General features: G+C 44.2%; 21 protein-coding genes and 1 pseudogene. 10 read left to right on the forward strand and 12 right to left on the reverse strand.

What is annotated here, in order from left to right; genetic code table 11:
* Positions 1 to 142: 142 nt before the first annotated feature.
* The 5 genes from accD to purF all read left to right on the forward strand — a co-directional run bounded on the left by accD (position 143) and on the right by purF (position 5,172).
* Positions 143 to 988 carry an acetyl-CoA carboxylase, carboxyltransferase subunit beta gene (accD, locus tag ACXACS_RS09490; RefSeq protein WP_118493756.1) on the forward strand — a complete coding sequence of 282 codons (846 nt, stop codon included), beginning with the start codon at positions 143 to 145 and terminating at the stop codon, positions 986 to 988.
* Positions 988 to 2,319, forward strand: a complete 1,332-nt coding sequence (gene folC, locus ACXACS_RS09495; RefSeq protein ID WP_474806059.1) for a bifunctional tetrahydrofolate synthase/dihydrofolate synthase — start codon at positions 988 to 990, stop codon at positions 2,317 to 2,319. Before accD ends, folC begins: the two co-directional genes overlap by 1 nt.
* Before the next feature lie 45 nt (positions 2,320 to 2,364).
* Positions 2,365 to 2,988: an SPOR domain-containing protein gene (locus ACXACS_RS09500; RefSeq protein ID WP_474806061.1), complete on the forward strand. Its 624-nt coding sequence runs from the start codon at positions 2,365 to 2,367 to the stop codon at positions 2,986 to 2,988.
* A 157-nt stretch (positions 2,989 to 3,145) separates the two neighbouring features.
* Complete coding sequence (locus ACXACS_RS09505; RefSeq protein WP_179983818.1) at positions 3,146 to 3,634, forward strand: CvpA family protein; 489 nt, start codon at positions 3,146 to 3,148, stop codon at positions 3,632 to 3,634.
* A gap of 14 nt (positions 3,635 to 3,648) precedes the next feature.
* Entirely contained in the window at positions 3,649 to 5,172 is a 1,524-nt protein-coding gene (gene purF / locus ACXACS_RS09510) for an amidophosphoribosyltransferase (RefSeq protein ID WP_474806063.1), read from the forward strand.
* A gap of 101 nt (positions 5,173 to 5,273) precedes the next feature.
* Here purF and ACXACS_RS09515 read toward each other — a convergent pair whose 3' ends face one another.
* Together ACXACS_RS09515 and miaE are read right to left on the reverse strand one after the other, a co-directional pair.
* Positions 5,274 to 5,873 carry a Yip1 family protein gene (locus tag ACXACS_RS09515; protein ID WP_474806065.1) on the reverse strand — a complete coding sequence of 200 codons (600 nt, stop codon included), beginning with the start codon at positions 5,871 to 5,873 and terminating at the stop codon, positions 5,274 to 5,276.
* Positions 5,874 to 6,082: 209 nt separating this feature from the next.
* Positions 6,083 to 6,865 (reverse strand): tRNA isopentenyl-2-thiomethyl-A-37 hydroxylase MiaE, encoded by a 783-nt coding sequence (gene miaE / locus ACXACS_RS09520; protein WP_474806066.1) that lies wholly within the window; start codon positions 6,863 to 6,865, stop codon positions 6,083 to 6,085.
* A gap of 196 nt (positions 6,866 to 7,061) precedes the next feature.
* Here miaE and ACXACS_RS09525 point away from each other — a divergent pair, with 196 nt between their 5' ends.
* Entirely contained in the window at positions 7,062 to 7,658 is a 597-nt protein-coding gene (locus tag ACXACS_RS09525) for an acyl carrier protein phosphodiesterase (protein ID WP_474806068.1), read from the forward strand.
* Positions 7,659 to 7,987: 329 nt separating this feature from the next.
* On the forward strand, positions 7,988 to 9,499 hold the full coding sequence (locus ACXACS_RS09530) for a S10 family peptidase (protein ID WP_474809240.1): 1,512 nt from the start codon (positions 7,988 to 7,990) through the stop codon (positions 9,497 to 9,499).
* 4 nt (positions 9,500 to 9,503) lie between these two features.
* Here ACXACS_RS09530 and ACXACS_RS09535 read toward each other — a convergent pair whose 3' ends face one another.
* On the reverse strand, positions 9,504 to 10,436 hold the full coding sequence (locus tag ACXACS_RS09535) for a LysR family transcriptional regulator (RefSeq protein WP_474809241.1): 933 nt from the start codon (positions 10,434 to 10,436) through the stop codon (positions 9,504 to 9,506).
* Positions 10,437 to 10,535: 99 nt separating this feature from the next.
* Between ACXACS_RS09535 and ACXACS_RS09540 the strand changes: the two genes are divergently transcribed.
* Positions 10,536 to 11,549, forward strand: coding sequence for a zinc-binding alcohol dehydrogenase family protein (locus ACXACS_RS09540; RefSeq protein ID WP_474806069.1), 1,014 nt, complete (start codon positions 10,536 to 10,538; stop codon positions 11,547 to 11,549).
* Between the two features lie 135 nt (positions 11,550 to 11,684).
* Here ACXACS_RS09540 and ACXACS_RS09545 read toward each other — a convergent pair whose 3' ends face one another.
* Together ACXACS_RS09545 and ACXACS_RS09550 are read right to left on the reverse strand one after the other, a co-directional pair.
* Complete coding sequence (locus tag ACXACS_RS09545; protein WP_474806071.1) at positions 11,685 to 12,332, reverse strand: peroxiredoxin-like family protein; 648 nt, start codon at positions 12,330 to 12,332, stop codon at positions 11,685 to 11,687.
* A 250-nt stretch (positions 12,333 to 12,582) separates the two neighbouring features.
* The gene (locus ACXACS_RS09550; protein ID WP_474806073.1) at positions 12,583 to 13,572 is read right to left on the reverse strand and encodes a YhdH/YhfP family quinone oxidoreductase; all 990 of its coding nucleotides are present in this window, start codon (positions 13,570 to 13,572) and stop codon (positions 12,583 to 12,585) included.
* Between the two features lie 174 nt (positions 13,573 to 13,746).
* On the opposite strand from ACXACS_RS09550, the gene ACXACS_RS09555 reads away from it, so the two are divergent.
* Positions 13,747 to 14,169: a winged helix-turn-helix transcriptional regulator gene (locus ACXACS_RS09555; RefSeq protein WP_474806075.1), complete on the forward strand. Its 423-nt coding sequence runs from the start codon at positions 13,747 to 13,749 to the stop codon at positions 14,167 to 14,169.
* Between the two features lie 101 nt (positions 14,170 to 14,270).
* On the opposite strand, the gene gtfA is transcribed toward ACXACS_RS09555, so the two are convergent.
* The 3 genes from gtfA to ACXACS_RS09570 all read right to left on the reverse strand — a co-directional run bounded on the left by gtfA (position 14,271) and on the right by ACXACS_RS09570 (position 17,316).
* On the reverse strand, positions 14,271 to 15,767 hold the full coding sequence (gene gtfA, locus ACXACS_RS09560; protein ID WP_474806077.1) for a sucrose phosphorylase: 1,497 nt from the start codon (positions 15,765 to 15,767) through the stop codon (positions 14,271 to 14,273).
* Positions 15,768 to 16,150: 383 nt separating this feature from the next.
* Positions 16,151 to 16,330, reverse strand: a complete 180-nt coding sequence (locus tag ACXACS_RS09565; RefSeq protein ID WP_020743842.1) for an oxidoreductase-like domain-containing protein — start codon at positions 16,328 to 16,330, stop codon at positions 16,151 to 16,153.
* A gap of 230 nt (positions 16,331 to 16,560) precedes the next feature.
* Complete coding sequence (locus ACXACS_RS09570; protein ID WP_474806080.1) at positions 16,561 to 17,316, reverse strand: SDR family NAD(P)-dependent oxidoreductase; 756 nt, start codon at positions 17,314 to 17,316, stop codon at positions 16,561 to 16,563.
* Positions 17,317 to 17,426: 110 nt separating this feature from the next.
* On the opposite strand from ACXACS_RS09570, the gene ACXACS_RS09575 reads away from it, so the two are divergent.
* On the forward strand, positions 17,427 to 18,332 hold the full coding sequence (locus tag ACXACS_RS09575) for a LysR family transcriptional regulator (protein ID WP_474806082.1): 906 nt from the start codon (positions 17,427 to 17,429) through the stop codon (positions 18,330 to 18,332).
* Between the two features lie 41 nt (positions 18,333 to 18,373).
* On the opposite strand, the pseudogene ACXACS_RS09580 reads toward ACXACS_RS09575, so the two are convergent.
* From ACXACS_RS09580 to ACXACS_RS09595, 4 genes and pseudogenes are all read right to left on the reverse strand, one after another.
* A pseudogene (locus tag ACXACS_RS09580) lies at positions 18,374 to 20,142 on the reverse strand (flotillin family protein).
* Between the two features lie 18 nt (positions 20,143 to 20,160).
* Positions 20,161 to 20,775: an OB-fold-containig protein gene (locus ACXACS_RS09585; RefSeq protein WP_474806084.1), complete on the reverse strand. Its 615-nt coding sequence runs from the start codon at positions 20,773 to 20,775 to the stop codon at positions 20,161 to 20,163.
* Positions 20,776 to 20,941: 166 nt separating this feature from the next.
* Entirely contained in the window at positions 20,942 to 21,715 is a 774-nt protein-coding gene (locus tag ACXACS_RS09590) for a hypothetical protein (RefSeq protein ID WP_474806086.1), read from the reverse strand.
* A gap of 83 nt (positions 21,716 to 21,798) precedes the next feature.
* Positions 21,799 to 23,721, reverse strand: coding sequence for an alkaline phosphatase (locus ACXACS_RS09595; RefSeq protein ID WP_474806088.1), 1,923 nt, complete (start codon positions 23,719 to 23,721; stop codon positions 21,799 to 21,801).
* Between the last annotated feature and the right edge of the window lie 11 nt (positions 23,722 to 23,732).

The raw sequence follows: 23,732 nt of genomic DNA on the forward strand, positions 1-23,732 counted from the left end.
TTAGGTAGCTGTTCTACTGTGTCACGTATTTTTTCTTTGTAATACAGTATGAAACTTAAAAATTTAATTGTGTTGCTGACCACAAGTATGGATAAACATTAATCGTCATGGTCGGCAAACAAAAACAAAGGATTCAATTTCCATGAGCTGGATTCAAAAAATTCTTCCTCGCACGCAAACTTCACACAAAGGTAATGTGCCAGAAGGTATCTGGACAAAGTGTGGTTCTTGCCAAGCTGTGCTGTATAAGAGCGAACTGGAAAAACTTCAGGAAGTTTGCCCTAAATGCGACCACCACATGCGAATTACTGCACGCCGTCGCATCGATGCGTTTTTAGACGATGGCGATCGCGTTGAATTAGGTGCAGAGCACGAGCCGCAAGACGTACTTAAGTTTAAAGATTCTAAACGCTACAAAGACCGTATTGTTGCTGCGCAAAAATCGACTAACGAAAAAGATGCGCTAGTGGTAATGCAGGGCAAGCTAAAAGGTATGCCTGTAGTGGTTGCATGCTTTGAGTTTGCGTTTATGGGCGGTTCAATGGCCTCAGTTGTAGGTGCGCGTTTCGTTGCCGCTGTTAATGCATGTTTAGAAAATGATATGCCGCTTATTTGCTTTAGTGCAAGTGGTGGTGCGCGTATGCAAGAAGCGCTTATGTCTCTAATGCAAATGGCTAAAACATCGGCTGCCCTTGCTAAGATGAGCAAAAAAGGCTTGCCTTATATTAGTGTACTTACCGACCCAACAATGGGTGGTGTATCTGCAAGTTTGGCAATGCTAGGCGACGTGAACGTAGCAGAGCCAAAAGCGCTTATCGGCTTCGCGGGCCCTCGCGTAATCGAACAAACAGTAAGAGAAAAGCTGCCGGAAGGTTTCCAACGCAGTGAATTCCTTGTTGAGAAAGGTGCAATTGATATGATTGTTGACCGCAGAGATATGCGTGATAGATTACACAGCTTGTTGGTTAAGTTGCATTATAAGAATTAGTGAATAACGAAAACAATTTAAAACCTGGCCCAGTGCCAAATACAGAAGGCGCAAAGGCGCCTTCTGCTTCGCAAAAAAGCCTGAGCCAGTGGTTATCCTACCTAGAATCTATTCATCCTAGCGCCATCGATATGGGGCTAGACAGAGTGAAAGAGGTGGCTAACGCCATGTCACTTTCACTCAGCCAGTCTTTGGTTATTACTGTTGCAGGCACAAACGGTAAAGGCACAACCTGTCGTTTGCTTGAACAAGCCATGTTATCGCAAGGCAAAAGTGTTGCGGTATACAGCTCACCTCATCTAACCGATTACCGCGAACGGGTGCGTTACAATGGCGAACTGCCGCCTGCCAGTGAATTTGTCGATGCTTTTGAGTTTGTAGAAAGTGCGCGAAAGAGCAATGCTGGCGAACCCATCACCTTAACTTATTTTGAATTTGGTACGCTCGCTGCAATGAAAATGATGCAGTCATGGGCAGTCGATGTAGTTATTCTTGAAGTTGGTTTAGGTGGACGCTTGGATGCTACCAACATTATTGACCCTAATCTTGCCGTTATTACTACCATCGATCTCGACCATCAGGATTGGCTTGGCAATACACGTGAAAAAATTGCTCGTGAAAAAGCGGGCATTATGCGCAAAAACGGTAATGCAGTGGTTGGAGAGCTGTTTCCACCATCATCACTTTACGATGTAGCAAACGAACTACAAGCTAACGTACGATGGGCTACACAAGATTTCGAAACAGTAGTAGCAAGTGATTACAGTGAGTGGAGCTGGAAAGGGAAGAGCAATAGTTACACGTCGCTACCTTATCCTAAAATCCCTCTACAAAATGCGAGCACGGCATTAGCAGCACTTGAGCTGCTAGATTTGCTGCCCGAAGAAAGCGTGGTTAGAGACATTATCGAAAACACCACCATGCCGGGTCGTCAACAGACAATTAGCGAATCGCCTCTTGTCGTTGTAGATGTTGCCCATAATCCACAAGCTACTACGGCCATGCAAGAGTGGTTAAATCGTTACAACGTTAGCCAGATGCGCGTTGTTGTCGGTATGCTTAAAGATAAGTCAATTGCTGAAACCTTGGCGCCACTTTCGGGTCTGAAAGCCAAGTGGTACTTAGCGTCAACAAGTGGGCCGCGAGGTTGCAGTGCAGAAGTACTTGAAAATGCACTTGTTAATGCCGGCACAACCATAGAGAATATAGATACGTTTCAAGACGTGACCTCAGCATATCAACGTGCGCTTGCAGATTATCAAACTGGTGAACTTATTCTCGTTTTTGGTTCTTTTGTTACCGTTGCAGACGTACTCGCTGAGCAAAACTAACACGCGCATTGTAAGAAAAAACGTGTATTCAAGCAGGAGAGCACAGTGACATCGGCATTAAAGAATAGACTGGTGGGGACAATTATTGTTGTCGCCTTAGCGGTTATCTTTTTACCAGACTTTCTTGATGGCAAAAAGCAAACGAACAGAGAGCCCTTTGTCTCTGTTCCAGCTAATCCGCCTAAAAAGCCCATCGTAGAGCCTGAATCTTTCCCATCAGAGCGGGTAGCGAAAGCTGCGGTTCCGGCTGTAGAGATTGAAGATGAAACAGCGTTAGATGAAGAGCAGGTTGCTTCAAGTTCTGGTGACAGCAAAAGTACTGACCAAGCTACTGCTGCTAAAGCGCCAGCGCCAAAAGCATTTGAAGAAGTGGACGAGTTAGCGAGTCAAACGGTTGTTGATACGAAAAGTGCCACTGCCGATGATGACGCAGGCTGGGTTATTCAGCTTGGCAGCTTTCGTCATGAAAAAAACGTCAAGGCATTGTTGGCAAAGCTAGAAAAGGCTGGGTATCGCGCGTTTAGTCGCAAAATTCAAACCAGCTCTGGGCCGCTCAATAAAGTTTTTGTAGGCCCTGATTTAGACAAAAAGAAACTGGAATCGGCACTTCCCCATTTGAAAGAGCTAACGAAACTTAAAGGGAAAGTCACCACATTCAAAGTTGAGTAGGGCGTATTCTTTCTACTTGAACCACGCTTACTGAAAGGAAGTGTCACGGATTGCATTACAGACTAGTAATATTTCTATCTTCTGTTAGAATGCGCGCCATCTCGCCAAAGGCTCGTTGCTTCATCACATAAAGCAACATCAACGCAATAAAGAGACGATGAACTGGGTAGACTTTTCCATACTGGGTATCATTGCGGTATCTACCTTAATAAGCCTTATTAGAGGGTTTGTTAAAGAAGCCATCTCGTTAGTGGTGTGGTTTGCTGCACTCTTTATTTCAAGTAATTTCTACGCTGACCTTGCCGTTTACTTCACAGCCATTGACGACCCTTATCTAAAAAACGGCGCTGCAATCGCCGCGCTATTTATTACAACGCTCATTCTGGGCGGCATGATTAATTACGTCATAAGCCAATTGGTACAAGCAACGGGGTTGTCTGGCACAGACAGGGCCCTTGGTATAGTTTTTGGTGCTCTGCGTGGCGTGCTGATAGTTAGCGCATTGCTCTTTTTTATGGATACCTTCACCGGCGCCGCTTCCTCTAATTGGTGGCAAGCATCGGTGCTCATTCCAGAGTTTGGTGTCATCATTGAGTGGTTTTTCAGTTATGTGAAAGACTCCTCCAGTTTCTTAAATCCCGCTTGAAATAGGTAACGCACATGTGTGGTATAGTCGGAATAGTTGGTAAAACGCCCGTAGCTCAGTCACTGTACGACGGTCTAACGGTTATTCAACACCGTGGACAGGATGCCGCAGGCATTATGACTATCGACCAAAATATGTTTAATTTGCGTAAGGCAAATGGCTTGGTTCGAGATGTTTTCCATACGCGTCATATGAAAAGGTTATCAGGCAACATGGGTATTGGTCATGTTCGCTATCCAACCGCGGGTACGTCAAGCTCTGCAGAAGCACAGCCATTTTATGTAAACTCGCCTTTTGGTATTGCCTTTGCTCACAACGGTAACTTAACCAACGCTCATGAGTTGCAAGAAGAAGTGTTTCGCATAGCACGCCGTCACATTAATACCACTTCAGATTCCGAGCTATTGCTTAACATTCTTGCTCACGAACTACAGCAGGTAGCGGGCTTAAGCGTAAGCGCTGAACACATTTTTGAAGTGGTAACGAAAGTTCATAAGAAAATACGCGGTGCTTATGCTGTAGTTGCAGCCATTATCGGTCAGGGTATTGTGGCTTTTCGTGACCCTCACGGTATTCGTCCGCTTGCGCTTGGTAAGCGTATGAGCGAACTGGGTGAAGAGTGGATGGTAGCCTCTGAAAGCGTTGCACTTGATGCAGTTGGCTTCCAATTCGTTCGCGATGTAATGCCAGGTGAAGCGGTATTCATTACCGAAGAAGGGCAATTGCATACCCGTCAGTGTGCAGAGAATCCGGTAACGTCACCATGTATCTTCGAGTTTGTTTACTTCGCACGCCCAGATAGCTTTATTGACGGTATTTCAGTTTACGCATCACGTGTAAACATGGGCCGTAAGCTAGGCGAAAAAATTAAGCGTGAATGGGCAGATCTTGATATCGACGTAGTTATTCCTATTCCTGAAACGTCGATGGATGTAGCGCTGCAAATTGCAAACACACTTGAACTGCCTTATCGCCAAGGCTTCGTTAAAAACCGCTATATTGGCCGAACTTTTATCATGCCTGGCCAAACCATGCGTAAGAAATCAGTACGTCGTAAGCTAAATGCAATCTCATCTGAGTTCAAAGGTAAGAGTGTATTACTTGTCGATGACTCTATCGTACGCGGGACTACATCGGGTCAAATTATTGAAATGGCCCGTGAGTCGGGTGCGAAGAAAGTGTACTTTGCGTCAGCAGCACCAGAAATTCGCTTCCCGAATGTATACGGCATTGATATGCCATCGGCGAATGAACTGATTGCATATGGCCGTGAAATCGATCAAATTGCAGAGCTTATTCAAGCAGACGGTCTTATCTTTCAAGACATTTCTGACTTGGTTGAAGCTGTACGCGAAGAGAATGAAACGATTCTGCGCTTTGAAACATCAGTATTTGACGGTAACTATATCACTGCCGATATCAACCAAGAGTATCTTGAGCGCATTGATATGTCACGGGGTGAGGCAGCAAGAAAAGCACCCGTGGTGCAAGCTGAATTGAGTAACCTTGATGTACATAACATTGATGCCGCTGATTAGTATCTTTGGAATACGCTGATAGTTAACGAGAAAAGCCGCTTTTAAAGCGGCTTTTTCATTATTCTCTCTTTTTCATTACTTGTAGTGTTGAGCGGAAAGCCTTAGTGCACGAACACTGGCCCGCCAGTTAATCCCCACACTAATACCGAGCCTGTCATTAAAATAACCAGTAAAACCAGCCCACATGTGACTACCGAGCTTGAGTAAATGAAACCTTTGTCTTCTGGCATATGCATCAAAATAGGTACGCCGGAATAGAGTAGGTAAACTGAGTAGCTAATACCCACTAGCAGTGCCGTCATCACTACCCATAGTTCAGGATAAAGACCTGCAAAGCCGACCATAAATAATGGTGTCGCAGTATAAGCCGCAAGTTCTAGTGACTGGGTATACGTAGGTGTGGCATCGAACGCTTTAGCCAACTCATGAATTAACACCGCCAGCGCTACAACACCGGCAATTAAGCCAAAATACATGCCGATACCCATCATAATGGCGGTATTTTCACCTAGTCGTATTACGTCTCCTGCGCCAATACTCCACCCAGTATGCGCACTAGAATAGTAGGCTACGAGGGAAGGGATAAGTGCAATAAAAGCAATATGGGTAAGCGCGTAAAAATAAGTTTCGTGTTTGGTATCAATGGTTTGCCATTCTTCTCTTGGATGAGTGTAAATACCAATTAGATGATTCAAAATCATAAAGTCCTGCCTTATTCACCAACGTTATTATTTTAAAAAATATTGTTGTGGGGCAGGGTAAACACACGGACAAACCGTAAAACCAGGAAAACACGAACACGACGCAAGGCGTCAAACACTGCCATTAACAATATGTTTACAATCTGAGTGTGCAGCAGAAAAGCAAAGCCGTCAATAAAAATTGATTAATTTATAAACGGCTATAGGTGCTAGTTGGATTGAGGAACGCCGGAGTGAAAACGCAGTTCCTTATCGTCACTTTCAATAAGTGATTTTTCAACACTTCCGAAGTGAGCAACGCGCTCTGAAATATCGGTTTTGGCGATTTGTTCGGCAAGGGTAAGGTAATCTTCAAAGTGTCTGGCTTCTGAACGTAACAGCGACACGTAAAATTTGCCTAAACCTTCGGAAACATACGGCGCAAGTTTGGCAAAGCGCTCACAGGATCGCGCTTCAATGTAAGCACCACAAATAAGCTTATCAACCAGCTTTTCAGGCTCGTAGGTGCGCACGTAACGTAGCAATCCATTGGCGTAACGGCTTGATGTCACCGATTTATATTCAAAGCCTAACTCGTGCATAATTTCGAGTACTTGATAAAAATGATGAAGCTCTTCTTTAATAAGCATAACCATCTTATCTAACATGTCTTTTTTAAACGGATCTAAACCTTCAACATTAAACACGCTTTTAGACAGGTGCTTAGTATTTAGTGATTGCCAATCGCCCTCATGGCGGTAGGTGAAGTCTTCATAGGGCTTCAGCCAGCCAAGCAATACTTTACTCGTTTCCTCATCAGCCACATAGCGACGAAGCAGGTACATAGCCGATTGTGCTGCTTTAAGCTCGCAAATTAAGTGATCGGTAAGGATAACCCGAAGGTTTTCTTCTTTCTGCGCTTCGTCTATCCATAACTGTGGTGTCTCGCAATGTAAAAAATCATTGACGGGTGAAAGTAGAGACGTGACTTCAGAGGAAGATATTACAGACATGTTGAAACTCGGTTTTAAGTGCTACTAATTTTCAGTTACATTTGAATTTGTCATACTTTCAACGGTAGTGTCGGCAAGGCAGCTGTCTGCGCTGTAGACTGAGGCTATCCAAATTCGATGCTTCTGAACTGAGCGTCAATTTTACTTGATACCCGCAAGCCGTTACAACTTAAAATCGAGGCCATTAAATTACAAAATGAATTACCTTGCCCATCTTTTTTTAGCGCGCCCTACTGCAGACTCCCACTTTGGTAATTTACTTGGCGATTTCAGGCGTGGTGTTGATATAAGCACATATGGAAGAGCAGTACAGCTAGGTCTTAAAAACCACTACGAAGTAGATAAGTTTACGGATAGTCACGACAGTGTTTTGGCTGCAAAAGAACTGTTTGATAAAAGCCGTCGGCGATTTGCGCCTGTGGCGCTAGATATCTACTTCGATCACTTGCTGATAAAGCATTGGTCGACGTTCACGTCGCAAAGCTTTAACGAATTTCGAGAACAAAGCTTTTCCTTGCTAGAGCAGAGGCTGCCCACTATGCCAAGGACAATGCAGCATAGCGTAGGGCACATGATAACCCACGATTGGTTTGGAGATTATGCTAAAGAAGAGGGCATTGCTAGGGCCATTTCAGTGGTTGCTAAACGAATTCGCTTTGCAAACTCTTTTCATCACGTGGTAGATGATATAAGTGCGAATAAAAAGGAAATAGAAGCGAGATTTTTAACATTTTTCCCAGACCTCATCGCGCACATAAAAGACAGGGGCCCTGAAAATATAAATGACGGTTAGCCACGTTAACAGAAACGTATCGAAGAAATTGGTAGTTCTATCGTTGATTGCTAAGCTCACTTATTAACAGCGATATAGTCTTAATTAATAGAGTCTCAAATATAGTGCATTGAAGGTCTGTTTGGAAAACAGGTTGGCTTGCGCTCAACTAATTAAAAAACCAAAAACTAACGACACACAAAAGAAGAAAAATGAAAAATAATCTTACATCAAATAGAAATACAAGAAGCCTGCTATTTAGTCAGGTTAATTCAAAAAGCAAATCACAGGTAGACCATGTACTAGTGTCTAAGAGGTGCCACCGTCTATCAGCATGGCTAACGGCGGTGATGATTGCTTTTGTTAGTTTGACAGTCAGTGCTTCTGCCCAAGAGGAAAGCTCGGCCTCTCATGCTCGTGCAATTAAAATTGATAGTAGTGTAGTAACAGAGCATGAAACCAAGATTCTGGGGAAACGCGTAAAGTACAGCGCGACAACAGGTACTCAGCCGGTTTGGAACAGTAAAGACGAAGCGGTCGCCACTTTGTTTTATACGTATTATCAGCGCACTGACGTAAAAGAGAATGTCGAGCGCCCGCTTATTATTTCTTTTAACGGAGGCCCGGGCTCTGCATCAGTGTGGATGCATGTAGCTTACACAGGCCCTCGCATTCTTAATATTGACGATGAGGGCTACCCGGTTCAGCCCTATGGTGTTCAAACTAACCCTTATTCTATTTTAGATGTTGCTGATATTGTATTTGTTAATCCAGTAAATACGGGGTACAGCCGAGTGCTGCCTAAAGCTGACGGCAGCATGCCATCGCAGGATGAACAGCAGAAAATGTTCTTTGGCGTAAACGCGGATATTAGCTATTTGGCCGACTGGGTGAATACTTTTGTAACACGCAATAATCGTTGGCGTTCGCCTAAGTATCTTATTGGTGAAAGTTACGGTACAACACGGGTTTCAGGCCTAGCATTAGAGCTTCAAAATCGCCAGTGGATGTATTTAAACGGCGTCGTTTTGGTGTCACCAACGGATATTGGCATTGAGCGCAACGGGCCAGTAAAGGCCGCCAATCGCCTGCCTTATTTTGCCGCTGCAGCCTGGTATCACAATAAACTTGAACCAGAACTGCAAAATAAAGACCTTACTGAACTATTACCCGAAGTCGAAAACTTCACTATCAACACATTGATTCCAGCACTCGCTAAAGGTGGCTTTATTAGTGATACAGAAAAGCGTGATGTACTAAAACAAATGGCACGCTATTCGGGTTTAAGCGAGGCGTCTATTGCGCAAAACAACCTAGATGTAAGCACCGCTTTCTTTTGGAAAGACTTATTGCGAGATGAAGGGAAAACCTTAGGCCGTTTAGATAGTCGCTATTTGGGTATAGACGCTAAGCAAAGTGGCGATCGCCCTGACTATTGGGCTGAACTGACCTCATGGCTTCACTCGTTCACGCCTGCTATTAATTACTATTTGCGTGAAGAGTTAAATTACAAAACCGATATTAAATACAACATGTTTGGAAACGTTCATCCGTGGGATAGAAGCAATAATCAAACGGGCGAGAACTTGCGATTAGCCATGGCGCAAAATCCATATCTAAACGTGATGATTCAAGCTGGCTATTACGACGGTGCCACGAATTACTTCGATGCTAAATATACCATGTGGCAGCTAGATCAAAGTGGCACGCTAAAAGACCGTTTAAGCTTCAAAGGGTATCGCAGCGGACACATGATGTACCTGCGTCGCGATGACTTGAAACAGTCTAACCAAGACTTACGCGAGTTTATAAAAGCCAGCACACCGAGTGAAGGTGCACCTGCCATGTATCACCGAAAGTAAACAGCTAATCGCAGTGTGTAATCAGCGCACCTGCTTTTTTGAGCTGCGCTAAATATTCAGCGCAGCGCTCTTTTAGCATATCTCTTAATAGCCTAACCGCTGGTGTAATAGACTGGCGGCTTGGGCATATTAGCCAAAGTTGCGTGGGTTTTGGTTGGTAGTCTGGCAACAAAGTCACAAGCCGACCATTTATGATGTCGTCGCAGATATCTAAACTTGATTTAACGGCGACTCCTTTCCCTGCTACAGCCCATCTTCTGACCATTTCACCGTCATTAGCTGTCCTGATGCCCTGCATTTTTACCTTTATCGGTTTATCGTCGTGTACGAATTCCCATTCGTTATACACTTTATCGTGCAGCTGATAAAAAAGCCCGCTGTGTGCTTGTAAGTCATCAAACTCTTCAGCTGCACCGTAGGTGTTGATATAAGATGGAGAAGCAACAAGTAAGCGTGGAACGTCACAGATTTTAAAGCCATAGACGCTGGCATCGTCAGGCGAACCATAACGTAAAGCTAAGTCGATTGGGTCTCGATAGAAGTCGATATTACTGTCATTCAAATTGAGCTTAACGCTTATTTTCTCATGCTCTTCCATAAAATCATCAAGCCAAGGCGCAATGACATTGCGCCCCAAATCAGACGATAAACCTAACCTTAGTTCACCTTCAATAACGCCGGTATCACCTTTCAAGTTCTGCTTGGCGGTTGTCAGCATTGACATTGCTTGCTCACAAGTGGGAAGGAAACGTTCACCTGCAGAAGAAAGCCTAAGCGATCGGGTTGTGCGAACAAACAATTCAGCGCCAAGTGCTTGCTCAACACGTTTAACCGCAGCACTTGCCGTTGCTGTTCGCATATTCAAATGGGTTGCTGCTGCAGTAATGTTTCTAAATTCAGCAACTTTTATTACTACATTCAAGTCATCGAGAAGCATAATATTCAAAAACTATTTGATAATGTTTCTTGTATTGTGATGTTTATCTAAATTTAATCAAGAGTATGATGAACATATTGTCTAAAGGAGAAACGAATCATGAAAGCTATTGGCTATACCCACTCACTTGATATTAATGAGCCTGATGCATTAATGGACCTAGAAGTCGATAAACCTAGTGCTTCAGGTAGAGATTTGCTTGTAAAAATTAGTGCGATAGCGGTTAATCCTGTTGATTATAAAATTAGGCAGCGAGTAAACCCTGAGGGCGGAGAACCCAAGATACTAGGCTGGGACGCAGTAGCTGAAGTAGTTGATATTGGCTCGGATGTCACCGAATTTGCAGTTGGTGATAGAGTTTACTATGCCGGCGATTTAACCCGAGCTGGTTCAAACGCAGAGTTTCAGTTGGTAGACGAACGTATTGCCGGTAAAGCGCCTAAGTCATTATCTGACAGCGACGCAGCAGCGCTTCCGCTTACAACGATTACTGCTTATGAGTTGTTGTTCGATCACCTCGAACTGAAACAGCAAAGTGAAAAAAGCGAAGAAGTGGTACTTGTTGTAGGCGCAGCAGGAGGTGTAGGCTCCATAATGTTACAGCTTCTCAAAACGCTAACGGGGGCCACGGTTATTGCTACCGCATCGCGTGAAAGCTCTAAACAGTGGGTGCAGGAATTAGGTGCCGATTACGTGGTCGACCACAGTAAACCCATGGCTGAGCAAATTAAAGGGCTAAACATTGGTGAAGTGACACACGTGGCCAGTTTAAATAATACTCACCAGTACATCGATACTTATGTAGAGGTGATGAAACCGAAAGGCAAGCTTGCGCTAATTGACGACCCAGAAAGTTTAGATGTAGCAAAGCTTAAACAAAAGAGTTTGTCGTTACACTGGGAATTCATGTTTACCCGTTCTATGTTTGAAACCGATGATATGGCAGAGCAAAGTCGTCTTCTCACTCACGTTGCAGGCCTTATCGACGAGGGAAAAATTAAGACTACCGTAGGCAAACACTTAGGTAGTATTAACGCTTCAAATCTTATACAAGCGCATAAAATTCTTGAAGAAGGGAGTGCTATCGGCAAAATAGTATTAGAAGGGTTTTAGCATAAATTTAGCTATTTAAATTCATTAAAATCAACGGATGTTCACACCGAGAAGCGCTAAGTGTAATCAGCTAATTTCACTGCTGGAGTGCGGAAGGGCGGAGCGGACTAGCTTCAGCCCTTGCCGACGTTTGCCTTAATTTATTTGAAGCGCCTCGAGAATGTCTTTTGGTTCTGAACGGGTTCTATAATCTACATCAACGTAGCGCCAAATAACTTGGCCATCTTTATTTAATATGAATGTTGCGGGTATAGGAAGGATATTGTTATTACCATTATTAATTGCTTCTAAGTCAAGCTGGCGGTCGTTACGCATATGCTCAAGTAAAAATTCTGGCACTTCCCAGGCAACGCCAAAGGTAGCAGCAACTTTTGCCCCCTGATCGGATAAGACAGTGAAAGGTAACTGCTTAATTTGCTCCGCACTTAAACTGCTGTCTGGGCTCTCTGGACTGATGGCGACTAGTTGTGCGCCTAACGCTTTAATTTCATCATTAATTTTTTGCAGTGCGTTTAGCTGTAAATTGCAATAGGGGCACCAGCTGCCTCGATAAAAAGTGAGTACTACTGCGCCTTTATTTAGCGCGTCGGATAGCTGAAATAACTCTCCCGTTGCAGAGGGAAGCGTGAATTCTGGCGCAGTGCTGTTTACATCAAGTGCCTTTTCACCTTGCTGAAATGTGCGCGCCTTTTCAATTTCTTTATCAACTCCTTCCATAAATGCAGGGTTGTTTTTTCTTCCTGCGTCTACTTTAGCTTGAGTCTGCGCTTTAAGAGATGACATAGAGTACCTTACCTTAACGTGTTTTTTTAGTCACTGTGAAATGGTGCTAATGAATTAACTAACTGTTTGATAGTTGACAGGTAATACTCTTATTTGTTCCTTATTTCTAGGATAACTCAGCACTTTTGCGATAAATGTAAAGGCAGGCTCGGCTGGAAGTATTAGTACTTATACATATTTAATAATATAGCGAGTTGTTTGTAGTGAACGTGATAAGGCTGTCTTTATGACAGCCTCTACATACAACAGGCTAAAGCTTTACCAATGTTCTGCCTGACAGCTCGCCTTTTAAAATGGCATCTATTTTTTGGCTAACGTCATCTAGCGAAACTTCTTCAGTTAAGTCGTCAAGACATTCTAATTTCCATTCACTGGCTAATTTATCCCAAAGTCTCAATCTAGGCGGCATTGGACATTGTACTGAGTCGATACCTAGCAAAGACACGCCGCGTAAGATAAAGGGAAATACACTTACATTAAGATCGGCAGAAGCAGTCAGCCCACAACATGTTACCGAACCACCATATTGGGTTGCCTTAATAGCCTGCGCTAAATATTCGCCGCCTACAGTATCGACAGCGCCCGCGTATTGTTCTTTTAACATAGGGCGCTCTTTACTTTCCAACAGCTCGTCGCGAGTTATTACTTTGCTTGCGCCGAGGGTTTTCAAGAACGACTCATGTTCTTTTTTGCCGGTACATGCCACTACAGAAAAGCCAGCTTTGGAAAGAAGAGCAACTGCCACAGAGCCCACGCCACCTGTAGCACCCGTTACCAAGATATCACCTTTATCAGGCGTTATGCCGTGTTCAACTAACCCTTGTACTGACAGCCCAGCTGTAAAGCCAGCAGTGCCAATAACCATAGACTCTCTTAACGTAAGGCCATCTGGCTTAGGTACCGCCCATTCACTAGGGATACGGATGTACTCGCCAAAACCGCCAGGCGTATTCATACCAAGGTCATAACCTGTGATGATAACCTCATCGCCTTCTTTAAACTGGCCGTCATCACATGACACCACAGTGCCTGCAGCATCGATGCCTGGGGTGTGGGGAAAATTTCTACTAACACCAGGATTACCTGTTGCAGACAAGGCATCTTTATAGTTGAGTGATGAATACTCTACCTTGATGAGAAGAGTGCCGTCTGGCAAATCATTTAGTGAGCGCTCTGTGATGCCACGAGTGAATGATTTGTCTTCCTGTTTTTCTACAAGTAAAGCCTTAAACGATGTCATACCTGTCTCCGTTGGTCGAAAATTTACGCTACCCATTGTGACGATATATAAACTTTGCGCAAGTATGCACTTTTTAGTAGGGTAGTACCCAAAAAGATACTATTGGACTTTCCCGTAAAAAGCTTTAAAGGTTTAGACGCAAATTGTCGCGAGAACGCCAGTTTCGGAGGAAAAATGACAGCAAGTTTAAAATCCATGGACAGTACCGCAGAGAGTGGTACTGCAGGCTCAAAGAGTACAGATCAGAATATCGAGAAAACGGGCGGAACAGTCACTGAACCGAAACAATATATTTGTGGTGTCGCGGTATCGTTAGAAATTATTGGCGGTAAGTGGAAAGGGGTGATTCTTTGGCATCTTTGCCATAAAACTCTTCGCTTTAGTCAATTAAGACGAAGGCTGCAGGGTGTGACGCAGAAAATGCTGACACAGCAACTTAGAGAGTTAGAGCGAGACGGGCTGGTAAATAGAAAAGTGTATGCCGAAGTTCCACCGCGGGTGGAGTACTCGCTAACCGCGTTAGGTCGCACATTAGAGCCAACCCTGCGTCAACTATGCGACTGGGGAAGAGCGTATAACGACGAATATAATTCGTAAGGAACATCAATCTCCTTAACATTAACAAAAAAGCGAGCACTGATAAGAGACACTCTCAATGCTCGCTTTCAACGTATAAGTGAGAGTGTCTATCTCGCGGCTTAGGCTAATAACGCGCCTATAGAAAGCGTATTTTCTTCGCCACTGCTAACCGTGTTGATAGCTGCGTCCATTGCAGCGAAATCGACGGTTAACGATGCTGCATCACCTTCATTGCTCCATGACATTACTAAAGTGCTATCCGCATACGTAACGTCAAAAGTTCCGCCAAAGGCTTTGTTTTCGTTTCTAAGCTTGATGAGCTGCATTAAGCCTTTAACTACCGGCTTTTTAACTGCCTCTTCGACCATCGCGGTAGACAAATAAGGGCGGTTGATGTCACGACCTACGTTGGTGTTGGCAAGTAACTCCATATCATTATGGGCCGCAAGTAAGCCGCCGTAATAAACTTGAGGAATACCCGGGCTAAAGAACTGAATAGCACGAGCGACCAAATAGGCGAAATCATCCTTACCTAGTGCATCGTAGTACGTGCAGTTAACCTGATATAAGTCTACGTTATTCGCTGCGGCGCCTGTGGCTTTTTTAGATTCACCGTTAGAGTTCACGTGTATCTGTTCAACAAGAGCGTTGATCGCGTCTGCATTAAGTAAACCTGGCTTGTCACCACTTGCGCCCACATCGACAATTCCAATACCATCGTGGGTATCAAGTACGGTAAAGCAGTTTCGTGGTGAAATTGAAAGCCAGTATGCCAACGCCTCTGCGTTTTTGGTAAACAAGGTGTGCAGTACAAGTGGCGGTAACGCAAAGTCATAAACACTGTCGCAACGCGCCGCAATATCAATTTGAGTTTGATAATGGCTGTGTATTTCAACCAAACACTGCATACCCATGCCGCGAGCGCGGTTAGCAAGCTCTTCAATAAACTCAAAGGTTTCTTCAAGCATAAAGCAGTTCGAGCCTGCGCGTTTTATGGCGTAGCCTGCTGCGTCAAGGCGTATAAGGTCAACATTACTCTCAGTAAACGACTGAAGAATAGACGATAGATAGTCTTTGCCCAGCTCTGACTCTACATCTATATCGATTTGATTAGAGGTAAAGGTTGTCCAGAACGGTACCGTTTCTGGTTTACCAGTTTCTGTGCCTACTTCATAATCACTAAAAAATGGCGTTGGGCGAGGGCGGAACACTTGTGCTATTTGTTCGTCGATTTGCGCTGGGTCATTACCCTTAAAAATATCTTCTTTAGTTAAAAACAGTGGCCAATAGGTAGATTCGCGCCCGTTTGCTAGCACGTCTTTAAATGCTTCACTTTGCCCTGACATATGGTTAACAATAAGGTCGGCCATAATATCTACAGACTCACCCAGCTTTCTAACGCTGTTCCAATCGCCCAAGCGCTCATCCACTGACGTGTGGTCAATAGGGTCAAAACCTGCGTCTTCACCATCGTAAGGATAGTAGAAAGGAAGGATGTGAACACCGGTGAACAGGCCATTCAATGGACCTTCAAGTAAGCTTGTCAGACTCTCGATGTTGCCATCGCCTAGTCGATCTGCATAGGTGATTAATTGAACGCCATTGCGTATAGACATGATAATTCTCCAAAATTCAGCATGCGCTGGCTCGTACTGCTTTTCGTTTCGCGAGCACACATTACTACAGATTAAGCACTACCAGTCTGATAGGTTCACAATTGACCATGTAACAGGTTTAGCTTAATTCTTAATCTTTTACCGTGGTCTTATTCAATTTGTTTGAGATACGCGGTAAAGGATGACCTTAATCGATTAAGTAAAATAGCAGTGCATGAGCAGTTTGTAAATGAGAAGTTTCAAAATGAGGCCTGGTAAGAGGCTGTGCTGTTACTTTGTTAACGCACTTTTGCGAAAACTCAACGTACTGAAGGAAGGTTTAAAGTGAAATGGTTCAGCATATAGTGCTTGGGTATATAACAGTTTAAATTTTTTATCGAAAGTTAGTCTCGCGTTCTAACGTGCAATTTTTCCTTGTTGTTTTGCTGTTCAAATTCTCGCTTCGCTTCTTTCCACTTAGCGAGCTTCTCATAGTATACGTCCCAAATACATGGGCAACATGAACCGCCGCCACAACAGTCGTCTCTTAATGGTTTTTCCGGCTCTTCAGGTAGTGACTTCATAGCACTTATCCTCGATCTCGTTCCTTGAAAATAACTCAATCTCAAATAATACGTCCAAGGTTCAACAACATCCTCTCGCCTAAACGTAATCTTTAAGCACAAGTGATAAAACTTTGACTGTATATCTTACCCCTTACGATACGCCTTTGCAGCTCGAAAGGTTCCAAAGGCGTTCAATCTATTTTCGTTAACAAGCAAAAGCTGACATTAACGCCATAATTTGCAAGATGTTACAGCTTCATACCACCAGATGCCTCAATCCTATGGCCGTTAACCCAATAGCAATCATCACTCAATAGCGCAGCCATAACGCCACCTATATCTTCGGGTTTGCCAACTCGGCCCAAAGCCGTCTGAGAGGCTATAGCATTATTGACTTCGCTATTATCACGAATATAGCCTCCGCCAAAGTCCGTTTCAACGGCACCCGGTGCAAGAGTATTCACTCTAATATTGCGATTTCCTAGCTCCGCTGCCAAATAGCGAGTCATTACTTCAACAGCACCTTTAGCCATTCCATAGGCGCTGTTTCCGGGTAAGCAAAATCTTGCCAAGCCAGAGGAGATATTCAATATTGCGCCGCCATCCTCAATAATAGGTAACAGTGTCTGGGTTAAAAAATAAGGACCTTTCACATGCATATCAAATAGCGTATCGAATTGTTTAATGCTGGTTGCTGCAAAGGAAGCGTTTAGGCCAATGCCGGCGTTATTTATCAGGTAGGTAATAGCCTGCTTTCCAAATTGGCTCTTCAGTACTTGTTTAAGCGTAATCAGAAATTCGGGAAAAGAATAATGCGAGTCAGCAGTGTTAAGGGGCAGGGCACTGGCCTTTCTTCCATAGCTTTGAATTTCTTTAACTACCTCATCTGCCGCTGCTTGATTAGTGTTATACGTGATAACGACATCTACCCCTTCTTTCGCCAGTGCTAATGCGCCAGCGCGCCCAAGACCTCGACTTCCACCTGTTATTAATGCAATCGCCATTGTCATCTCTCTGTCGGTTAATTTGCATACGAGTATATCGACCTAAATTGGTATGAAAAACTTGCCTAAAGCGATAACATTGTTTTTATTTGGTGAACAATAGGGAAGTAATGGACAGGTTCGAAATGCTTACCCGGTTCGTGGAAACTGCGAGATTAGGAAGCTTCAGTGCGGCTGCAGCACTACTCGGTCTGCCTAAATCAAGCATTTCCCAAGCGGTAACAAAGCTCGAAAAGCAGTTGGGCACACGTCTTTTTAACCGAAGTACGCGAAGCGTTTCTCTCACCTCTGATGGAGAAACATTTCTGCCACAAAGTATTGCCTTACTAAGTGAATGGGATGCCCTGCAATCACAATTCATATCGTCACCAGACAATGTGAGTGGCGAGCTTCGTATCGACATGCCCAGTCGATTTGCAACCAACATTTTGCTTCCCATGTTAGGAGAGTTTATCTCTGCTTATCCGAAAATTACGTTGCGAGTAAGCAGCGTCGATCGCAAAGTTGATCTTATTAAAGAAGGGTTTGATTGTGTCATACGGGTTGGTGCATTAACGGATAGCAATTTGATTGCCCGACGCCTTTTAACTTATCCAATTTTTAACTGTGTAAGCCCTGATTATGCGTCGAAGTGGGGCATACCGCAGTCGCTGGAAGATTTAGGTAATCATAAACTCATTGATTATTCTCACTCGCTAAGCCATAAAACACCAGAGTTTGAATATATGAAAGATGGAAGGCGCCATGCCGTTGAAATGCAAAGCTTACTAAGTGTTAATAGTACTCAAGCCTATTTCACGGCTTGTGCAAGTGGGTTAGGTATCGCGCAAATTCCAAGCGTGGGCGTTGAGTCTGATCTTAAGGAAGGGAAATTAATTCGAGTGCTCCCTGAATTCGAAGCGGAGTCGATGCCGGTTAACCTCCTTTATCCCTCTAGAAGGCAAATGCCCCTTAGGTTAAAAGTATTTTCTGAATGGTTAATTGAGAAGCTAGGTCAAAAAAGCCCTGTTAAATAACAGGGCCTAGCTTTTTTAGTTCACTATTTTACTAGTAAGCGTTATTCAATAGGTTGGCCGTCCTGCGCTGTATGGCCATTTAGGTTTTCTGGTGCAGCTACAACCGGCTTGGGCTTAACTGCGCCGGCTTTAGCCAGAATATCGCTGTTGCCGGTAACTAAGTCTGCTAAAGACCCATTGTCGGCATCTACTAAACCTACTTCACGCAGCATAGAGTCTACCAGTGGGGCGTTAGCACGGTAATTTAGCGCTGCCTGTGTTACTTGCTCAGCCAAACCGTTGCCCGAGGTTGCAACGGTATGCTCACCTTTTGCACCGCTACCTTGACCGTACCCCTGGAGAATTTTAATACCTTCAATGTTTTCAAGAGGCTTAACCGCTTGCTCAACAAGTTCAGGTAATATCTTAAGCATCGCAAGGGCTTTTTGTAGCTCAATTTGTTCGGTCTTGAGCGTATTCTCAGCTTCGTAAAGGGCTTGTTTACCTTGCGCTTCAACGGCGAGCACTTTCTCGTCCGCGTCGGCTTGCAGCATTTTAGCATCAGCTGCAGCTTTGGCTTCTGTCAGAATTGCGGCAGCAGAGTTTTCAGCCGCCTCTTTCTTGGCCTGTGCTTCAACGGTTATACCTACAGCTTCTCGCTCCGCCTCTTTGCGAGCATCGATAACTTCAATTTGCTTCTTACGCTCAGCTTCTGCTACCGATTTAGCGGTAAGTACTGCTTCTTCTTTTTCCACCTTTTGCTTTTCAGCTTCTGCAGCTTTAGCGCGTGCAGCAGACTCTTCTTCCGACTTGGTTGCAACAGCAATTTGCTTCACTTGCTCTGAAACTTCAACTTCTTGCTGCTGGCGAATGCGCGCTTGCTCTAACGCCTGGCGCTTTGCGATTTCCTGAGTTTCTATTTCACGAGATTTCTCAATTTCTGCCGCCTCGATAGCACGGTTTTTAGCAATTTCAGCCTCGCGCTCTTCACGTTCTTTCATTTCTCGTTGCTTAGCAATTTCAGCTTTTTGCTCTTGGCGTTTAAAAGCAAGTACCTGCTCTTGTGCAAGGCGAGCTTCTTCTTCATCGCGTTTTACGTCTAACGACTGTTTCTCGGCAGCTAGGTTACGCTGCTCAATGAAAATACGGTTTTCTTGTTGAATATCGTTCGTTTCTTTGCGCTTTTCTTCAATGATTTTTGTCAATCGAGCGCGGCCTTCAGCATCGAATGCATTGTTTTCATTGAAAAACTGAAGGTCTGTCTGATCGAACCCGGTTAAACTTACCGATTCAAGTTCTAAACCGTTCTTCTCAAGGTCGTTAGCCACACTTTGCTGAACTTTTTGTACAAAATCAGCGCGCTGCTCGTGCATTTCCGTCATGCTCATTTCAGCAGCTACGGCACGTAGCACGTCAACAAACTTCGACTCCATTAATTTTTTAACTTCTTCAGCGCGGGTGGTGCGAGTACCTAGCGTTTGCGCGGCCATTGAAATGCCGTTAGCATTCGGTGCTACACGCAAATAGAAGTCGGCTTTTACGTCCACACGCATGCGGTCTTTAGTGATTAGCGCGTCTTTCTGTATTTTCTCTACTTCTATGCGAAGGGTATTCATGTTCACCGGAATAATTTCGTGAACAACAGGCAGAACCAAAGCGCCACCGTCTTTAATTACTTTCTCACCGCCTAACCGGTTCTTACGAACGCAGTTTCTTTCGTTGCGCGGGTGTAGAGTTTGGCAAAAATAAGGCCAATAACGATAAGCCCTACAACAATAGCACCGGCAATAAAGAGTATTGACGGCAAGCTAGATGGTTGAATTGTATCCATACTTTTATCTCTTTTAAGTTATAAGTAGCGGGTTGCTAACCAGCTGTGTTGGTTTTTCTGAACTAAAATGACGCGCTCTCCCTGTGCGAACAATTCTTCATCTTCGAATGGTTCAACTAACACAAAATGAGGCTGAGAATAATGGTCGGTAAATTTTGCTTCGGCAGGATTTCCACGGCTTGCTTTACCAATCGTGATTTCCGCCACGGAGCCGATAAAATCTTCGCTATTGATTGCACTGGACTCGACGCTTGGTAATACACCGGCGATAATTTTTACTGTTTTGGCAGTAACGAGTAGCCCAACAATGAAGGCGAGAGGAACAGAGATAGCCGTAGGCAAAGTAATTTTAAATATGCTGGCTGTTAAGCCGTTTAGCATCAGGCCTGCAAGCCCAAATAAAGTGAGCAATACAACTAGGTATATAAGGAAGGGGACTTTATTTATATTTAGCCAGCTTGCTAACGACGTACTTAAAAAGCCTTCACCATCGACTTCAGCAAAGTCGTCGCCAAGCCCCAAAAAGCTCGCACCGAAAATGGTACTTATTAGTTCTAATATGAAAACAAAGAATACGGCTATAAGCGCAATGCTAAACCAGAAATTTGCAGGGGAAAGAAGAACATCTGTCATTTACACCGTCCATGATGACTAACTTGCTTTTATTCTTTATACCACAGAACAAAAATTAAGCCAGCGCGTAACGCATGTACTTTGGGCTAGTTTGTAACAAAACCTTTTCACAGTCGCTAAATGGCTGAGCTGCAGACACAGCCATTTAGAGAGCGATTTTATACGTTTAGTGTGCGTGACCCTCACCGATACTGTGACCGTGCTCATCGTAGTAGCCACTGGCACCAGCTTCAATAAAGCCTTGAGTAACCATTTTGGTTAAAAACGGATCAGTGTGGTCATCCCCAATATCTGCATAGTCAGTACTTTGATAGTCTTGTCTTTTTGCAAAGAAGTCTCTCGTGTTCACATCGAAATCTACGTTTGTAAGCTCCCAATCTCTTACATATCCATTTCTATCAACGCTAAAAGATCTGACTAATTTTAAGTGAGGAATCCATGTGAGCTTGAAGTGCCCTTGTTCGTTGTCTAGTGAATAGTGTTCAACGGCATTGCAACCTTTTCCGTCTTTTTTATCCAAGGTCATGGCATCAATGAGTTTGTCACTAATGAGTTGGTAGCGGTATGAAAAGTCCGTCTCTTTTTTTCCGTGAATGGTTTCACCTGGCTGGTATTCGATAGCGCGCTCATGAGCATCGAAAAAGCGAGTAGGCTTTATAAATTTGTTTCTAACAAGTGTCCATGACTCAGTAATATTGGTGGCAGGGTATTCATGTGCGACTTTATTGCCGTTTCGCCACAAATGTAGTGATGTAGTTTGTAAAGTTTTAGATGGGCTAGTCACGCTTATTTCATATTTAGCGAACAGACTGGTGCTGTCTTCTTTACAAGTCTGCTCATTAGATACGTTTACTACAGACGAAGTTTCAGCCACTTGAGCTAAACTAAACGTACTCGCACTTGTAAAAAGAATAAGCGCAAATGCATTAAATAATTTCATTCATTTATCCTACCGAAAATGAAGTTCTTAACCGAAGCGAAAAAGGCGACCAAAGGCCGCCCTAGCATTACTTTTTTAATAACTTATTCCATTGCATTTTCTGCTTGAGAGACAAAGTCTCCTGCAAAATCCATAACATGGAATATAACGCTTTGCTCATTAGTACCGTTGACGAGGAAAGCGCCAGGGCCTTTAGCATAAATGCCTACATCTTCACCCGAGTGTGTTTCCGAACCCAGTGGAATTAAGGCTTCTTGGTGATAGCCAGGTGTTGTAGTGTCGACATCAGTGATGTCTTTACGACCTGTATCAGGGCCTTCTAAATAAGCTGCGTCTGAGTTAGTAACGTCTCCCAGATTTCTAAAGCCTAGGCCATTTGTGTAGCCAAGTGTGGTGTATGGCGTACCGTCGGCAGCTGTAGCAGCTTCATCTGAACCTACGTTTACTACCTTGCCTAAAATGGGATTGCCGCGCTTTGGATAACCAGCAATGGTAAAGACGTGCCCGTGGTCAGCGGTTACAATAATAAGTGTATCTTCATCATTAGTAAGCTTATCAGCAGCATCAACAGCTTCAGCAAAAGCGATAGTGTCATGAAGTGCCCCGTAAGCATTACCTGCGTGGTGAGCGTGGTCGATTCGACCGGATTCAACCATAAGGAAGAAACCTTCTTCATTGTTATCTAACACTTTAATTGCTGCACTTGTCATTTCAGCGATAGAAGGTTCACCAGCAATGTCGTTGCCGCGGTCGGCTTCGTATTGCATGTGCGATTCGTTGAACAGAGCAAACACCTTTTCAGTGGTTTCAGTATCTAAGCCGTCGAAACCAGACTGATCATAGATATAAACGCCGTTTTCGTATATTGCTTGCCACTCGGCCGTTAAATCACGTCCATCTGTACGATCGCCTTCTACACTGCTCGCAGCATCCGGGCTGTTAAATGCTTCGTCACGCGGCAAGAAGTGGCGACGTCCGCCACCCATTACAACTTCAAGACCATCAACGTCTAGGCCTTCAAAGTTCGCTTCTAAGTTAGCTTCGAAATTAACCAACTGGTCGGCAATGTCAGAACAACCCGCTGTAACTGCATCTTCTGGCATATCTGAAATGTCTTCCCAGTTGCGATCTGCTGACTTTGCATAGGTTGCTGCTGGCGTGGCGTGCGTAATACGGGCAGTAGAAATAATACCGGTAGACTTACCTGCAATTTCAGCGAGTTCTAGCGCCGTAACTAACTCGTTACCTGCAACGGTAGAACAATCACCGCGCTCAATATCTTCGTCTACGCCGATAACACCTACGTCAGTTTTTATGCCACTCATCATAGCGGTCATTGTGCCTGCAGAATCCGGTGTTTGGGCATCAACGTTATAAGTTTTTGAAAGCCCGGAGAATGGAAATTTGTCAAAGCTAAGCTGGTTTTCTTCGCCTGCTAGGCCGTTCATCTGGCCATCTAGAATACGCGCTGCGGTAACGGTAGAAACGCCCATGCCGTCACCGACAAACAAGATAACGTTTTTCGCTTTACCGCGCAGGCTCGCTACCATGGCTTTTAATTCTTCTTGCGAATTTGCAGTGGCAGTAAAAGACGCGTTCGATGACGCTGCACTTTCACCCGATGTTGCGTTCATCCAAACCGCTTTATTGTTTTCCACTTCGTTTTGAGCGGCCACAAACCACTCATTATTGAGGCTAGTGAGTAGTTCGCTATTGCTCACGCTGTTTACGCCAGGAACACAAACATAGCTTGTCGAAGTAATTTCACTATCACCAAGTGTGCCGTCAGCATCGGCGTCTAAGCCTGAGTCAATGCGAACACCCGAGTTAGGGCAGTTAGCATCGCCAACCGCTAATTCCGTTTGCACGGTAAGGCTTGTTAAACCGTTTTGACCGTCAGCGCCATCAGCACCTGGTGCGCCATCGTTACCATCGTCGCCTTCCAAGCTACACGCTGAAAGACCTGCTACTGCTACCGCAATTATACTTAATTTAAAAAGGTTCATATTCTTATCTC

This window comes from Alteromonas sp. AWM4_230 (assembly GCF_056158305.1).

Excerpts from the sequence above, each read along its gene's own strand:
- purF (WP_474806063.1), top strand. The coding sequence starts at position 3,649 with ATGTGTGGTATAGTCGGAATAGTTGGTAAAACGCCCGTAGCTCAGTCA.
- ACXACS_RS09550 (WP_474806073.1), bottom strand. The coding sequence starts at position 13,572 with ATGACATCGTTTAAGGCTTTACTTGTAGAAAAACAGGAAGACAAATCA.
- ACXACS_RS09595 (WP_474806088.1), bottom strand. The coding sequence starts at position 23,721 with ATGAACCTTTTTAAATTAAGTATAATTGCGGTAGCAGTAGCAGGTCTT.
- ACXACS_RS09570 (WP_474806080.1), bottom strand. The coding sequence starts at position 17,316 with ATGGCGATTGCATTAATAACAGGTGGAAGTCGAGGTCTTGGGCGCGCT.
- ACXACS_RS09535 (WP_474809241.1), bottom strand. The coding sequence starts at position 10,436 with ATGCTTCTCGATGACTTGAATGTAGTAATAAAAGTTGCTGAATTTAGA.
- ACXACS_RS09540 (WP_474806069.1), top strand. The coding sequence starts at position 10,536 with ATGAAAGCTATTGGCTATACCCACTCACTTGATATTAATGAGCCTGAT.
- accD (WP_118493756.1), top strand. The coding sequence starts at position 143 with ATGAGCTGGATTCAAAAAATTCTTCCTCGCACGCAAACTTCACACAAA.
- ACXACS_RS09505 (WP_179983818.1), top strand. The coding sequence starts at position 3,146 with ATGAACTGGGTAGACTTTTCCATACTGGGTATCATTGCGGTATCTACC.
- miaE (WP_474806066.1), bottom strand. The coding sequence starts at position 6,865 with ATGTCTGTAATATCTTCCTCTGAAGTCACGTCTCTACTTTCACCCGTC.
- ACXACS_RS09525 (WP_474806068.1), top strand. The coding sequence starts at position 7,062 with ATGAATTACCTTGCCCATCTTTTTTTAGCGCGCCCTACTGCAGACTCC.
- ACXACS_RS09545 (WP_474806071.1), bottom strand. The coding sequence starts at position 12,332 with ATGTCATCTCTTAAAGCGCAGACTCAAGCTAAAGTAGACGCAGGAAGA.
- ACXACS_RS09590 (WP_474806086.1), bottom strand. The coding sequence starts at position 21,715 with ATGAAATTATTTAATGCATTTGCGCTTATTCTTTTTACAAGTGCGAGT.
- ACXACS_RS09555 (WP_474806075.1), top strand. The coding sequence starts at position 13,747 with ATGACAGCAAGTTTAAAATCCATGGACAGTACCGCAGAGAGTGGTACT.
- ACXACS_RS09565 (WP_020743842.1), bottom strand. The coding sequence starts at position 16,330 with ATGAAGTCACTACCTGAAGAGCCGGAAAAACCATTAAGAGACGACTGT.
- ACXACS_RS09585 (WP_474806084.1), bottom strand. The coding sequence starts at position 20,775 with ATGACAGATGTTCTTCTTTCCCCTGCAAATTTCTGGTTTAGCATTGCG.
- ACXACS_RS09515 (WP_474806065.1), bottom strand. The coding sequence starts at position 5,873 with ATGATTTTGAATCATCTAATTGGTATTTACACTCATCCAAGAGAAGAA.
- gtfA (WP_474806077.1), bottom strand. The coding sequence starts at position 15,767 with ATGTCTATACGCAATGGCGTTCAATTAATCACCTATGCAGATCGACTA.
- ACXACS_RS09530 (WP_474809240.1), top strand. The coding sequence starts at position 7,988 with ATGATTGCTTTTGTTAGTTTGACAGTCAGTGCTTCTGCCCAAGAGGAA.
- ACXACS_RS09575 (WP_474806082.1), top strand. The coding sequence starts at position 17,427 with ATGGACAGGTTCGAAATGCTTACCCGGTTCGTGGAAACTGCGAGATTA.